Source organism: Streptomyces sp. NPDC006265, from assembly GCF_040613555.1.
Taxonomy (GTDB): Bacteria; Actinomycetota; Actinomycetes; order Streptomycetales; family Streptomycetaceae; genus Streptomyces.
In genome coordinates, this window is record NZ_JBEXSH010000141.1 from 1 (window position 1) to 13,884 (window position 13,884).

9 protein-coding genes and 3 pseudogenes are annotated in these 13,884 nt (G+C 71.7%); 9 read left to right on the plus strand and 3 right to left on the minus strand.

Features of this window, described 5'->3' with window-relative positions:
• A pseudogene (locus ABZ281_RS14425) lies at positions 1–698 on the plus strand (dihydroxyacetone kinase); the annotation flags it as partial.
• A gap of 12 nt (positions 699–710) precedes the next feature.
• Here the strand turns inward: ABZ281_RS14425 and ABZ281_RS14430 are convergent.
• Both ABZ281_RS14430 and ABZ281_RS14435 read right to left on the minus strand, forming a co-directional pair.
• The gene (locus ABZ281_RS14430) at positions 711–3,653 is read right to left on the minus strand and encodes a tetratricopeptide repeat protein (protein WP_356655394.1); all 2,943 of its coding nucleotides are present in this window, start codon (positions 3,651–3,653) and stop codon (positions 711–713) included.
• Entirely contained in the window at positions 3,650–5,488 is a 1,839-nt protein-coding gene (locus ABZ281_RS14435; RefSeq protein ID WP_356655408.1) for an HSP90 family protein, read from the minus strand. The genes ABZ281_RS14430 and ABZ281_RS14435 overlap by 4 nt, the downstream gene beginning before the upstream one ends.
• A gap of 187 nt (positions 5,489–5,675) precedes the next feature.
• Here ABZ281_RS14435 and ABZ281_RS14440 point away from each other — a divergent pair, with 187 nt between their 5' ends.
• The 7 genes and pseudogenes from ABZ281_RS14440 to rnc all read left to right on the plus strand — a co-directional run.
• Positions 5,676–8,909, plus strand: a complete 3,234-nt coding sequence (locus ABZ281_RS14440) for a helicase-related protein (protein WP_356655396.1) — start codon at positions 5,676–5,678, stop codon at positions 8,907–8,909.
• 106 nt (positions 8,910–9,015) lie between these two features.
• Entirely contained in the window at positions 9,016–9,603 is a 588-nt protein-coding gene (rsmD, locus tag ABZ281_RS14445) for a 16S rRNA (guanine(966)-N(2))-methyltransferase RsmD (RefSeq protein WP_356655398.1), read from the plus strand.
• A gap of 26 nt (positions 9,604–9,629) precedes the next feature.
• A complete protein-coding gene (gene coaD, locus ABZ281_RS14450) occupies positions 9,630–10,109 on the plus strand; it encodes a pantetheine-phosphate adenylyltransferase (protein ID WP_356655400.1) in 480 nt (159 codons plus the stop codon).
• A 121-nt stretch (positions 10,110–10,230) separates the two neighbouring features.
• On the plus strand, positions 10,231–11,340 hold the full coding sequence (locus ABZ281_RS14455) for a cell division initiation protein (protein WP_356655402.1): 1,110 nt from the start codon (positions 10,231–10,233) through the stop codon (positions 11,338–11,340).
• A gap of 128 nt (positions 11,341–11,468) precedes the next feature.
• Positions 11,469–12,119 (plus strand): YceD family protein, encoded by a 651-nt coding sequence (locus tag ABZ281_RS14460; protein WP_356655404.1) that lies wholly within the window; start codon positions 11,469–11,471, stop codon positions 12,117–12,119.
• A gap of 2 nt (positions 12,120–12,121) precedes the next feature.
• Entirely contained in the window at positions 12,122–12,295 is a 174-nt protein-coding gene (gene rpmF / locus ABZ281_RS14465) for a 50S ribosomal protein L32 (RefSeq protein ID WP_003951102.1), read from the plus strand.
• Between the two features lie 19 nt (positions 12,296–12,314).
• Positions 12,315–13,061: pseudogene (gene rnc / locus ABZ281_RS14470) on the plus strand (ribonuclease III); the annotation flags it as partial.
• 45 nt (positions 13,062–13,106) lie between these two features.
• Here the strand turns inward: rnc and ABZ281_RS14475 are convergent.
• Positions 13,107–13,517 carry a VOC family protein gene (locus ABZ281_RS14475; RefSeq protein ID WP_356655406.1) on the minus strand — a complete coding sequence of 137 codons (411 nt, stop codon included), beginning with the start codon at positions 13,515–13,517 and terminating at the stop codon, positions 13,107–13,109.
• 174 nt (positions 13,518–13,691) lie between these two features.
• On the opposite strand from ABZ281_RS14475, the pseudogene ABZ281_RS14480 reads away from it, so the two are divergent.
• A pseudogene (locus ABZ281_RS14480) lies at positions 13,692–13,841 on the plus strand (aldo/keto reductase); the annotation flags it as partial.
• Between the last annotated feature and the right edge of the window lie 43 nt (positions 13,842–13,884).

The window sequence follows — 13,884 nt, forward strand, 5'->3', positions numbered from 1 at the left end:
GTCGGCATCAACACCCGGGACACCTCCACCGGCGCGGCCCTCGCCTTCGAGAAGGACTGGGGCCCGGCGAGGGCCTGGCCGGGCTGTACACCGAGGCCGGCGCGACGACCGTGCTCGCCCGCCCCGGGGAGCCGCCCGCGAGCGGCGAGCTCGTCCAGGCCGTACGGCGGGCCCACGCGCGCGAGGTCGTGCTGCTGCCCAACGACGCCGACCTGCGCCACACCGCCGCGGCGGCCGCCGAGCAGGTCCGCACGGAGGGCATCCGGGTGGCCCTGATCCCGACCCGCTCGGCGGTCCAGGGCATCGCGGCGCTGGCCGTGCACGAGCCGGACCGCCGATTCGACGAGGACGTCGTGTCCATGACCTCCGCCGCCGGGGCCACCCGCTACGCCGAGGTCACCATCGCCGAACGCCAGTCCTGGACGATGGCCGGCATCTGCCAGGCCGGTGACGTCCTGGGCCTGATCGACGGGGACGTGGCCGTGATCGGCTCGGACCTCGCGGTGACGGCCGAAACCGTCCTGGACCGCATGCTCTCGGCCGGGGGCGAGATGGTCACACTGGTCCTCGGCGACGACGTCCCCGACACGGTGGCCGAACGTCTGGAGGGACGGGTCCGCGAGGGGTACCTCGCCGTCGACACGGTTGTGTACCGGGGCGGACGGCAGGGGGCCCTGCTCCTCATCGGCGTGGAGTAGGGCCGGGCCTCCTCAGTCCGGCTGCGTCTCCGCCACCAGGCGGAGCAGCTGCTCCGCCTCCGCCCGTCGTACCCGCGCCGCCTCGCCCTCGTCGTCCCCGTCGTCCGCCTCCGCGCCGATGTGTCCGTCGTACGCCGCCAGTACCGCACGCGCGCGTGCCGCCGCCTCGTCGGGGCGGCCCAGGTCGGCCTCCAGCCGCCCCGCGGCGAGTTCCGCGCCGGTGCGGCTGTGCGGCGCCGCGTCCCCGAGGGAGGCGAACGCCTCCGCCGACAGCACCACTTGGGCCAGCGCCTCTTCGAGCAGGACCCGGACCGAGGCGCCTTCGGCATCCTCGACGGCGCAACGGGCCAGCAGATCGCCGAACTGACCGTGCGTGTGCCCGAGTTCGGAGACGAGCTGCTGCCGGGACTCCTCGTCGGGCGCCGCTTCCCGTGCCGCCTCGCACTCCCGGACCGCCTCCGCCATCAGGTCGCGTGCCTCGCCCAGCCCGCCCCCCGCCCGCAGCGCCAGCCAGGCGCGGGCGCGCAGGGAGCGGATCAGGCCGTGGGTGTTGCCGAGCGAGCGCCACAGGTCGCCCGCGCGTGCGTAGGCCTGGGCCGCCTCGGCCGCCAGTCCGGCCTGCCCGAGGGACTCCCCGGCCAGATGGGCGAGGGTCGCGTGGTCGTGCTGCTCGGGCCAGTGCCGGGCGATCTCGGCGGCCTGCAGGCGTCGTTCGGCGGCAGCGCGGTGCTCGCCGAGCTCGCTCAGACAGTCGCCGAGCCACCACTGCGTCTGCACGACCGCCCCGTCGCCGTGGGTCTGCGCGGTCAGGTCGGGCAGGGCCGACTCCAGCACCTCCGCGGCTTCGGCCCACCGCCCCTGCCGCAGCAGAAACCCGCCGAGCTGCTGTCGCGCCCAGGCACCCAGCGTCGCCGACTCGCCCGCCTCGTCGGCCCAGTGGGCGGCCTCCAGGGCGTGCTGGGCGGCCTCCACGGCCTCGCCCCGGCCGCCCACCACCTCCGCGAGCTGGAGGTGCAGCTGGGCCCGCCCGGGCGCCTCCAGCTGTGGTCCGCCGTGCTCCAGGGCCGCCCGCAGCGCCCGTTCCGCCTCCGCCGTGTCGCCGAGGTGGTGGGCGAGGGAGGCCAGCCGCGCCTCGTACTCCACCGCGAACCACGGCAGCCCCGCCGCGACGAACGCCGCCGCGCCCCGTGCGAACAGCTCCGCGGCCGTCTCCAGATCCCCGGACAGCCCCGCCAGCTCCCCGAGCATCGCCTGCGCCTCGGCGACCCGCGCGGCCAGCCGCACGTCCTGCCCGGTCCGGCCGCCGACGAGTGCGAGAACCTCCCGTACGGCGGCCTCGGCCTCGGCGAGGACCGCCCCCTCGCCCTCGCCGCCGTGCGCCCGGCGCGTCAGGATCCGCGCCCGGCTCATCACGACGGAGGCCGTCTGCCGTATCCCCGTGCCGTCGGCGGCGTACAGCGCGAGGACCTCGTCGTAGAGGCCGGTCACCGCTGCGACCGCGCCGTCCACGTCACCCGCGAGCGCGCGGACGTACGCCCCACGCGCGCGTGCCGCCAGGGCCTCGCCCGGGTCGCCCGCCTCCGCGTAGAGCCCGGCGGCCTGTTCGAAGAGGCCGGTCCCCGCGGGGCCGAGGGCCATCGCCTCGTGGTCGGCCATCTCGGCGCGGTCGCGCGGGTCCAGCTCCGCGCCTTCCGCGGCCTCGGCGGCCGCCGCCCACGCCTCCACGGCGTTCGGCCGCAGGTGGTCCGACAGCCGCCGCGCCTCGGCCAGCAGCGCGGGCAGATCCGGCTGCCCGGTGACGGCAACCGGAGCCGCGGCGGGAGCGGGCGCGGGCGCCGGCCGTACCGACCGCACTCCCAGCGGCAGCCGCTCCACCAGCGGTCGCCGCGCCATCCGCGTGCGTGCCCGCTCGCTCACGTGGGCCGTGCCGTTGCGTTCGTCGAAGCGCGCCGCCAGGGCCAGGGCCTGCCCGCGCGCATGCGCGGCGAGTTCACGGGCGGTCCACTCCCGCCCGGCCGGACCCGGCACCTGCCGGTCGCCCAGCCCGAGCACGGTCAGCCGGTCCATGAGCAGCGCCACCACGCTCATGAAGTCCAGCCTGCTCCGCGGCTGCCCGTCGTCCGTGAAGTACGCCGGGCGCTCCGCCAGCAGCTCCAGGCCCCGCGCCTCGTTGCCGGTCAGCGCGCAGAACTCCACGTGGTCCGCGTACGCGCCGCGCATGCTCTCCATCGCCCGGACGAGCCGGAAGCCCCGCAGATGGCAGGCCCGGGCCTCGTCGAGGCGGCCCAGCCGCAGCAGCGGCACCAGGGAGGAGGCGAGGGCCGTGTGCGGCTCGTGGGCGCAGGCGTACTCGCCCTCCAGCACCGGCCGCCACAGCTCCAGCGCCTCGGCGTCCCGCCCTCGCTCCGCCTGCCACCAGCCCTGGCCGTGCAGCTCGCAGGCATGGCAGTCGGCCATGCCGTCCCGGTCGGCGGCCAGCCACGCGGCGTACGCCCGCTCGGCCCGCGCCACGTCCCCGACATGCGCGGCCACACTGTGCTCGGCGCCGCGCACGGCCCGCTCGGAGTGCCCGGCGAGCCGGTAGCGGTGCTCCATCTCGCCGAGCCACTTCTCGATCGACGCCAGCGGGATGTGCGGCTGGTCGAGCATGCCGGACGAGACCCATTTGAAGACCCAGTGCAGCGAGTGGGTCTCGTAGTCGTCGAAGTCCTCGGGCCGTTCGTCCCACATGCGTAGCAGCCGCGCGAAGGGGACGAACATCTTCCCCTTCTCGGAGCTGTAGTTGTAGACCTTCAGCTGGTGCCCGAGCGCCTCGATCACGGCGAGCGGGACGTTCAGCTTCTCGGCCGCCGTCAGCAGTTCCTCCGCGCGCGTGTTGCGGGCCGGCCCCTCCGGCTGCCCGGAGTTCTCCGCCATCGCCTCGCGCAGGGCGTCGAGGTCCGTGATCTCGCTCATGCCTGACCGTCCTCGCTGTGCGTGGCCCACTCCAGGAGACCGATGAACGCGCGGTTGAGCAGAGCCGAGTCGGCCGCCCTGAGCGGCCGCTGCGCCATCAGCAGCGCCTGCCCGTACAGCGACTCCGCGGCGGTGCCGATCAGCTCCGGGTCGGGCAGCACGCTGATCCGCCGCACGAGCGGGTTGAGATGGTTCAGCACCAGACGCGCGCGGGGGGCGCTGCCGCGCAGGGAGCCGAGAATGCCCGCCCACAGGTCGTCGGCCTGCGCCTCGGCGTCCGCCCGGGCCTGCTCGTGCCGGGCGTCCCGGTCCTCGAGGTGCAACGCGGGCACGGTCAACGGGTGGAAGGCCCGCAGGACGACGTCACAGCCCAGCGGATCGAGCCGGGTCCGGGCCGCCGCCATGAAGTCCGACAGGGCCAGCTCCTCGGCCGGATCGACGGCGTCCAGGTGCGCGGTCACCGTCTCCGCGTCCAGCTCGGCGACCACGGTGCCCGGCCGCACCGACGGCAGCGCCTGTACCAGCTCGCTGTCGTAGGTGTAACCGCCGTTGATCACGCCGATGCCCTGCGCGGACGCGATCGGCGCGACCTGCCGGTACTCCTCGACGGTCCGCGTGAAGTGCACCACCGGGTGCCGCTGCGCGAACTCCTCCAGGGACATCCGCCCGTCGGTCGTCTCGAACGGCAGCCACGGCAGCATCGTGCGCAGCATCTCCCGGTCGTGCCGGGCCAGCGACTTCACGCCCAGGTGGTGCACCGCCAGGAACGCGGCCAGCCGCTCCGGATCACCGGCCGCCAGCCCCGTCAGCCAGGCCCGGATCCGCTCTCCCAGCGCCTCCCGCACGCCGGCCAGGGTCTCGTCCTCGTACAGCGCCTCGCGTGACGCCGTGGGCCGCAGGCTGTCCGTGTCGAGCACACAGCGCACGAAGAACGCCCAGTCGGGCAGCAGTTGTTCCGCCCGCTCGGTCAGCAGCATGCCCTTCAGGTGCACCCGGTGCCCCGCGCGCTGGGCCGGGCTCACCGCCGACGGCAGCACGTACGCCACCCCGCGGATGCCGGCCAGCGGCACGGACAGGTCGATCGTGTCCAGCGGGGTGAAGCCGAACAGGGCGTGGCAGTGCCGGGCGAGGGCCACGCGGCGCGCGGACGGGCCCGGATACGGACGGTCCCAGGGCGCCGGAAGGTCGGTGACCGCCTCGTCGCCGACCCGGACGTCGTACGGCAGCAGCGACCCGAAGTCCCGGGCCAGCGCCGCGACCCGCTCGGGCGCGAGCCACTCCCCGGCTCCCGCCCGCGCCACCAGATGCACGGTCGTGCCCGGTTCGGGCCGCTCGGCGTCCGGCAGTGTCCGCACGGTGTAGGAACCGTCGTCGGACGCCGTCCACTCCACCGGCGGCGCCCCGGGCGTACGGGCACTGCGGCTGACGACCCGGATCCGCTCGGCGACCACGAAACAGGCCAGCAGCCCGATGCCGAACTGCCCGAGGAAGTCGGACCGGGCCTCCTCCAGCCCCTCGGCGCGCTTGGAACTGCGCCCGATGGTGGCCAGCAGGCTGTGCACGTCGGCCTCGGTGAGCCCCACGCCGGTGTCCTCGACACGCAGGGCGCCGCCCTCGGCGTACAGCCGGACCCGGGCAGGGGCGTCGGGTTCGTCCGCGCGTCTGGCCGTGACGGCGTCCACGGCGTTCTGCAGCAGCTCGCGCAGATACACCTTGGGGCTGGAGTAGAGGTGGTGGGAGAGCAGGTCCACCAGACCACGCAGGTCGACCTGGAACGTATGAGGTGACTGGGGCGAAGGGGAGGGCTGTGATGCTTGTGAGATCTGGGAGTCCATCTTCACGGCGCCGGTGGGGGACTCGCGACGGCGCGGGGTCGGGCGGTCCCGGTGGGGCGGTGACCGCGAAAGAGGGCCGGGAGCGCGTCATCCTAAGGCCCGAACCAGCCGCCTGACCAGGGGTTTCCGGGATCCTTTCGACGATCCGGCCGCGGCCTGGAAGCCTTTGTCAGTGGCGTGGTGTGCAATGGATCTCGTGCCCGCACTGGAAGAACCCCTGCGACAACCGCTGAAGTCGGTGCTCGGCCCCGCCACCGCGAAGGTGATGGCCGAGCACCTCGGCCTGCTCACCGTCGGCGACCTCCTCCACCACTACCCGCGCAGATACGAGGAGCGCGGCCAGCTCACCCACCTCGCCGACCTCCCCATGGACGAGCACGTCACGGTGGTCGCACAGGTCGCCGACGCCCGCCTGCACTCCTTCGCCTCCGCCAAGGCCCCGCGCGGCAAGGGCCAGCGCCTGGAGGTCACGATCACGGACGGCAGCGGCCGGCTCCAACTGGTCTTCTTCGGCGCGGGCGTCCACAAGCCCCACAAGGAACTCCTGCCGGGCACCCGTGCGATGTTCGCGGGCAAGGTCTCCGTCTTCAACCGCCGCCTCCAACTCGCACACCCGGCCTATGAGTTGCTGCGCGGCGACCCGGAGGAGTCCGTCGAGACGTGGGCGGGCGCCCTGATTCCGATCTACCCCGCCACCGCCAAGCTCGAGTCCTGGAAGATCGGCAAGGCGATCCAGACGGTCCTGCCCACCGCCCAGGAAGCCGTCGACCCGCTCCCGGACACCCTGCGCGAGGGCCGTGGCCTGGTACCCCTCCCCGAGGCCCTCCTCAAGATCCACCGCCCGCACACCAAGGCCGACATCGAGGACGCCCGCTCCCGCCTCAAGTGGGACGAGGCCTTCGTCCTCCAGGTCGCCCTGGCCCGCCGCCGCCACGCGGACGCCCAACTCCCCGCCGTCCCCCGCAAGCCGGCCCCCGACGGCCTGCTCACCGCCTTCGACGCCCGCCTCCCCTTCACCCTCACCGACGGCCAGCAGCGCGTCTCGAGAGAGATCTTCGACGACCTGGCCACCGACCATCCGATGCACCGGCTGCTGCAGGGGGAGGTCGGTTCGGGCAAGGCCCAGCCCCTCGACTCTCTGGTGCTCACACCCACGGGCTTCAGCCGCATGGGGGATCTGCGGGTGGGCGACGAGGTGGTGGTGCCGGACGGGGACATCGGGCTGATCGACGGTGTCTTCCCCCAAGGCGAGCGTGATGTGTGGCGGCTGGTCCTGTCCGACGGAAGTTCCGTCGAGTGCGACGACGAGCATCTCTGGATCGTCGGCACGAGCTGTGGTTGGCACCGTGGTCAGGCTCCCAAGGTCATGACGACCCGGGAGATCCGTCTCGACACGTTCAAGGCCAACGGGTCCTCGAAGTGGTACATCCCGCCGGCGAAGCCGGTCGATCTCGGTGGCGACGCCGGGCTGCCCCTCGACCCGTACCTGATCGGGCTGCTGCTGGGGGACGGTGCGTTCCGGCGCAACCTCCGCCTCTCCACCGTCGACGACGAGATCCGTGAGGCAGCCGCGGTGGCAGTGGCGCCCGATTGCCTGCTGGTACCGGTGAAGGGATCACACTGTGACTACACGATCCAGCTCAAGCAGCGTGCCGGAGGCGTCCGCAACCCGGTGATCCAGGTCCTGCGCGAGTTGGGTCTCTGGGGAAGGACGTCGCACGGGAAATTCGTCCCTCAGGCTTTCAAGAACGCCTCGATCAAGGACCGTCTCGCCGTGCTGCAGGGGCTTCTGGACACGGACGGTACCGTCCAGGCCGACGGCATGAGCATCTCCCTCTGCTCGGCCTCACTCCGACTCGCGGAGGACATCGCATGGCTCGTGCGGTCTCTGGGCGGCCGGGCGCGCGTGCTGCCGGGGAAAGCCGCGTACAACGTGCAGGTGTCCCTGCCGGACGCGTACGCCCCGTTCCGCCTCACCCGCAAAGCGGAACGCGTGCGTCCGAGGCCGAAATGCAACACGTTCCGGCGCGGCATCCGGGCGGTCGAGTATGTCGGGCGGAAACCCGTCCAGTGCATCAGCGTCGCCCACCCCAGCCATGCCTACGTGACCGACAACTTCACCGTCACCCACAACACCATGGTCGCCCTGCGTGCCATGCTCGCCGTGGTCGACGCCGGTGGGCAGGCCGCCATGCTCGCGCCCACCGAAGTGCTCGCGCAGCAGCACCACCGGTCCGTCGTCGAGATGATGGGCGAGCTGGCCGAGGGCGGCATGCTGGGCGGGGCCGAGCAGGCCACCAAGGTCGTGCTGCTCACCGGTTCCATGGGAGCGGCCGCCCGGCGGCACGCCCTGCTCGACCTCACCACCGGCGAGGCCGGCATCGTCATCGGCACGCACGCGCTGATCGAGGACAAGGTGCAGTTCCACGACCTGGGCCTGGTCGTGGTCGACGAACAGCACCGCTTCGGCGTCGAGCAGCGCGACGCCCTGCGCGGCAAGGGCAAACAGCCCCCGCATCTGCTGGTCATGACGGCCACACCCATCCCGCGTACGGTCGCCATGACCGTCTTCGGCGACCTGGAGACCTCCGTCCTCGACCAGTTGCCGGCCGGGCGTTCGCCGATCGCCAGCCATGTGGTGCCGGCCGCCGACAAGCCCCACTTCCTGTCCCGTGCGTGGGAAAGAGTCCGCGAGGAGGTGGAGAACGGCCACCAGGCCTATGTGGTCTGCCCCCGCATCGGCGACGAGGAGGACGACCCCAAGAAGTCCGCCAAGAAGAAGTCCCCGGAGGACGAGGCGGAGAAGCGCCCTCCCCTCGCCGTCCTCGACGTGGCCGGCCAGCTGTCCCAGGGCCCCCTGCAGGGCCTCCGGGTCGAGGTGCTCCACGGCAGGATGCACCCCGACGACAAGGACGCCGTCATGCGCCGCTTCGCCGCCGGCGAGAGCCATGTCCTGGTCGCCACCACGGTCATCGAGGTCGGCGTCAACGTCCCCAACGCCACCGCCATGGTGATCATGGATGCCGACCGCTTCGGCGTCTCCCAGCTCCACCAGCTGCGCGGCCGCGTCGGCCGTGGCTCGGCCCCCGGCCTCTGCCTCCTGGTCACCGAGATGCCCGAGGCGAGCCCGGCCCGCCAGCGCCTGGGCGCGGTCGCCTCCACCCTCGACGGCTTCGAACTCTCCCGCATCGACCTGGAACAACGCCGAGAAGGCGACGTCCTCGGCCAGGCACAGTCGGGAGCCAGGACCTCCCTGAAGGTCCTCGCCGTCATCGAGGACGAGGAGATCATCGCGGAGGCCAGAGAGGAGGCGACGGCGGTCGTGGCCCAAGACCCGGAGCTGACCCGTCTCCCGGCACTACGGACGGCTCTGGACGCCCTTCTGGACGAGGAGAGGGAGCAGTACTTGGAAAAGGGGTGAGTGATGCCCACCCAGGGGCACGGGGCGTAATCCATATGCGGCTACCGCCGCGAGGGCGCGACCAGCCACACTGAACCTTGATGCGACCCACGACCAAGGACCCGAGATGACCCGCGTGATCGCCGGCAGAGCCGGCGGACGTCGACTCGCCGTACCCCCCGGTACCGGCACCCGCCCCACCTCCGACCGCGCACGCGAAGGCCTCTTCTCCACCTGGCAATCCCTCCTCGGCGGCCCCCTGGACGGCGAGCGCGTCCTCGACCTCTACGCGGGATCAGGAGCCGTGGGCCTGGAGGCGCTCTCCCGGGGTGCCGGCCACACCCTCCTCGTCGAAGCCGACGCCAAAGCCGTCCGCACGGTCCGCGAGAACGTGAAGAACCTCGGCCTCCCCGGCGCCGACGTCAGATCGGGCAAAGCGGAACAGATCATCCGTACGGCACCCCCGGGCGACCCCTACGACCTCGTCTTCCTCGACCCCCCGTACGCCGTCACGGACGACGATCTTCGGGAGATCCTCCTCACACTCCGCACAGAGGGCTGGCTCGCCGGGGAAGCCCTCGTCACCGTGGAGCGCAGCACCAGAGGCGGTGAATTCCGGTGGCCCGAGGGTTTCGAACCCCTGAGGGCCCGTCGCTACGGCGAGGGAACGTTTTGGTACGGTCGCGCCGCCTCTACGTGCGAAGACGCACGATGACCGGACCGGAGAGCGAGGGATCACAAGTGCGCCGCGCCGTCTGTCCCGGGTCGTTCGACCCGATCACCAACGGACACCTCGACATCATCTCCCGCGCCTCCAGGCTGTACGACGAGGTCTACGTCGCGGTGATGATCAACCAGGCCAAGAAGGGCCTGTTCGAGATCGAGGAGCGGATCGAACTGATCCGCCGGGTCACCGCCGAGTACGGCAACGTCCGCGTGGAGGCCTTCCACGGCCTGCTCGTCGACTTCTGCAAGCAGCGTGACATCCCCGCCATCGTCAAGGGCCTGCGCGCGGTCAGCGACTTCGACTACGAGCTGCAGATGGCCCAGATGAACAATGGCCTCTCGGGCGTGGAGACCCTCTTCATCCCCACCAACCCCACCTACAGCTTCCTGTCGTCCTCCCTGGTCAAGGAGGTCGCCACCTGGGGCGGTGACGTCTCCCACCTGGTCCCGGCCGAGGTCCTGGACGAGCTCACCGAGCGCCTGAGGAAGGGCTGAACCCGCCCCGGGCGTCCCTCAGGGGCCTGACTGCCCGTCACCCGGTGTTCCGCCCGGACCCCATGGCCGTACAGTCGTCCCGTCCGTCTCCAACGCATCTGTAGAGAGTGGCGAGCACACGGTGGACGTGCAGAAGAAGCTCGACGAGATCGTCTCCGCGGTCTCCGGCGCCAGGTCCATGCCCATGTCGGCCTCGTGCGTGGTCAACCGCGCCGACCTGCTCGCGCTGCTGGAGGAGGTGCGCGCGGCGCTGCCCGACTCCCTCGCCCAGGCCCAGGAGCTGATCGGCGACCGCGAGCAGATGGTCGAGCAGGCCCGCCACGAGGCTCAGCAGATCATCGAGAGCGCGCACGCCGAGCGCGGCTCGCTGATCTCCGGCACCGAGGTCGCCCGCCGCTCCCAGGCCGAGGCCGACCGGATCCTCGCCGAGGCCCGCCAGGAGGCCGAGGAGATCCGCGCCGAGGCGGACGAGTACGTCGACTCCAAGCTCGCCAACTTCGAGGTTGTCCTCACCAAGACCCTGGGCTCCGTCGGCCGCGGCCGCGAGAAGCTCCTGGGCACCGGCCCCGGCGTCGACGAGCAGGGCTACGAGGACGAGGACGCCCCCGAGCGCAGTCACGACCCGGAGACCCAGCGCCGCAGCGCCGACGAGTACGTCGACGTCAAGCTCGGCGCCTTCGAGGCGGTCCTCGCCAAGACGCTGGAGGCCGTCGGCCGCGGCCGGCAGAAGCTGCACGGCCGGATCGCCAGCGACGACCTCGGCGCCCTCGCCGACGACGCGAGCACCGTCCAGCACTCCAGCGACGCCGACTACCTCGCCGACCTGGCCGCCCTCGCCGAGCAGAAGCCCCCGGCCGGGCAGCCCGCCCACCAGCAGGACTACGCACAGCCGGCGTACGCCCCGGCCGCCGGTTACGCCCCGGCGGGAGGCGACCCGGTCCAGCAGCCGGACCCGTACGGCGGCTACCCGCAGCAGGCCTACGCGGCCCAGCAGGACCCCTACGGCTACCAGCACGTCGATCCCTACGCCTACCAGGGCTACGACCCCCAGCAGGCCGCCTACGACCCGAACCAGGCCCAGCAGCAGGCGCAGCAACAGGCCCAGCAGCAGACTCAGCAGGGCCACCACGCCCAGCAGGGGTACGCCCTCGACGAGACCAGCCTCTTCGACACCGGCATGATCAGCGCCGAGCAGCTGCGGGCCTACGAGCAGGGTCGCGGCCAGGGCTGAGCCCCGGATTGGGCCGACAGCGAAAGGTCCAGTATCCTGGCTCTTCGGTCGCGCGTACGTCCGCGATCACCGCTGCCCGGGAACACCGAAGGGCAGCGTCCCTCGAGCTCACCAGATCGAAAGCAGGAATGGCTCTGAACGCCCGCCTCGACCACCGCAACCCCCTCGTGTTCGACACGCACGAGCTGGGCCGGCGGCCTGGTGCGCTGCAGCGCCTGACCCGTACGGTCGACGCTCCCAAGGACCTCGGTATCAAGGGAGTCATCGGAGTGCCGGAAGGTGCCCCGGTGGAGCTCGAACTCCGCCTGGAGTCGGTCATGGAAGGGGTGCTCGTCACAGGCACCGCCCGTGCCGCGGCCGAGGGGGAGTGCGTAAGGTGTCTGGAGCCGCTCAAGCAAGAGCTCGAAGCGGAGTTCCAGGAGATGTTCTCGTACCCTGACGCCGACGACCGGGGCCGCGTGATCGCGGAACCGGGCGACGACGCCGAGGACGACGAGGACAGGCTCTTCCTCGAGGACGGCTTGTTCGACCTCGAGCCCGTGCTGCGTGATGCGGTGGTGCTCGCACTGCCGATGCAGCCGGTGTGCCGGGAAGACTGCCCCGGTCTGTGCGCCGAGTGCGGCGTGCGGCTGGCGGACGACCCGGACCACCACCACGACGCCGTCGACATCCGTTGGGCGGCATTGCAGGGACTCGCCGGCACCATGAAGGACGGCGAGAAGGACGAGATGAGCGGCGCCGAAGCGGAAGCGGGCGTCGACGAGAAGCAGGAGAAGTAGCCGTGGCTGTTCCGAAGCGGAAGATGTCGCGCAGCAACACGCGCCACCGCCGGTCGCAGTGGAAGGCTGCGGTCCCCACCCTGGTTGCGTGCGAGCGCTGCCACGAGCCCAAGCAGCAGCACATCGCGTGCCCGTCTTGCGGCACCTACAACAAGCGCCAGGTCCTCGAGGTCTGAGCGGCTGGTGAGAGGCATTGTGTCCACGCCAAAGAACAAGTCTTCCCGTGCGAGCGGGAGTGCTCCGGCGGACAACCAGGCCTCGTCCCACACGCTTCTGGAAGGGCGGCTCGGCTACAAGCTCGAGTCCGCCCTTCTGGTACGCGCACTGACCCACCGGTCGTACGCATACGAGAACGGCGGTCTGCCGACCAACGAGCGTCTGGAGTTCCTCGGGGACTCCGTCCTCGGCCTCGTGGTCACGGACACGCTGTACCGCACCCACCCCGACCTCCCAGAAGGCCAACTGGCCAAGCTGCGGGCCGCGGTGGTGAACTCGCGTGCGCTCGCCGAGGTGGGCCGCGGGCTCGACCTGGGCTCCTTCATCCGGCTCGGCCGGGGTGAAGAGGGCACGGGCGGCCGGGACAAGGCGTCCATCCTCGCCGACACGCTTGAAGCGGTGATCGGCGCGGTCTACCTCGACCAGGGACTGGACTCGGCGGCGGAGCTGGTGCACCGCCTGTTCGACCCCCTGATCGAAAAGTCTTCGAACCTCGGAGCCGGCCTGGACTGGAAGACCAGTCTCCAGGAGCTCACCGCGACCGAAGGGCTCGGTGTTCCCGAGTACCTGGTCACGGAGACCGGCCCCGACCATGAGAAGACCTTCACTGCTGCCGCCCGCGTCGGAGGCGTCTCGTACGGCACCGGCACCGGCCGCAGCAAGAAGGAGGCGGAGCAGCAGGCCGCCGAGTCCGCTTGGCGGTCCATCCGGGCCGCTGCGGACGAGCGGCCCCCCGGGTGTACGGTCCGGGGTCGTCGGGAGCTCGGCTGCTCAGCTCTCCGTGCTGATGTTGACCATCCAGGGGACGCCGAAGCCGTCCGTGCACATGCCGAACACATCGCCCCACATCTGCTTCTCCAGCGGCACCGACACCGAGCCGCTCTCGGACAGCTTCTCCCAGTAGCCGCGCAGCTCGGCGTCGTCGTCACCGCTCAGGCTCACGGAGTAGGAGCTGCCCCGCTCGGACTCCATGCCCGGCGGGTTGTCGGCGCCCATCAGGGTGAAGCCGCTGGTGGTCTCCAGCATGCCGTGCATGATCTTGTCGGCGTTGGGGGCGTCGGCCTGCCCGAAGTCTCCGTAGCTGTTGAGGTCGAGCGTGCCGTCGAAGACCTCCTTGTAGAACTCCATCGCCTGCCGGGCGTCGCCGTTGAAGCTGAGGTACGGGTTGAGGCGCGAGGCCATGAGAACCTCCCAGAATAGGGCAAAGGGCAGTTTCCGCGCTGCGTATCGCCAGGGGCTGACAACGGCTCGTCGAGTGTTCCGGCGGCCGGGCGGGACCGGGCTTCGCAGCGGCCGGGGATATCGCCAACTGTCCTGTTGGCGTGGCCGCTTGAGCAGAGGGGGAGACGGCGGCTCATGGCATCGACGTTCCGCACCGGCGGGGACCTGGACGTAGGGCGGCTCGGTTGCCATGCATCTGCCCACCGGGCCCGGCCCCGACCGGGAGAACGCCCTCGCGGTGCCCGGCGGGCCGTGGAACTGGGCGTGACGCTGATCGACACGGCACCCGAGCAGTCCTGATCCTGCGGGCGACCACCGACCTCTTGAT

What these genes read in the sequence shown, in the direction of transcription:
- ABZ281_RS14430 (WP_356655394.1), bottom strand. Translation starts at nt 3,653, where the DNA reads ATGAGCGAGATCACGGACCTCGACGCCCTGCGCGAGGCGATGGCGGAG.
- ABZ281_RS14435 (WP_356655408.1), bottom strand. Translation starts at nt 5,488, where the DNA reads ATGGACTCCCAGATCTCACAAGCATCACAGCCCTCCCCTTCGCCCCAG.
- ABZ281_RS14440 (WP_356655396.1), top strand. Translation starts at nt 5,676, where the DNA reads ATGGATCTCGTGCCCGCACTGGAAGAACCCCTGCGACAACCGCTGAAG.
- rsmD (WP_356655398.1), top strand. Translation starts at nt 9,016, where the DNA reads ATGACCCGCGTGATCGCCGGCAGAGCCGGCGGACGTCGACTCGCCGTA.
- ABZ281_RS14460 (WP_356655404.1), top strand. Translation starts at nt 11,469, where the DNA reads ATGGCTCTGAACGCCCGCCTCGACCACCGCAACCCCCTCGTGTTCGAC.
- ABZ281_RS14475 (WP_356655406.1), bottom strand. Translation starts at nt 13,517, where the DNA reads ATGGCCTCGCGCCTCAACCCGTACCTCAGCTTCAACGGCGACGCCCGG.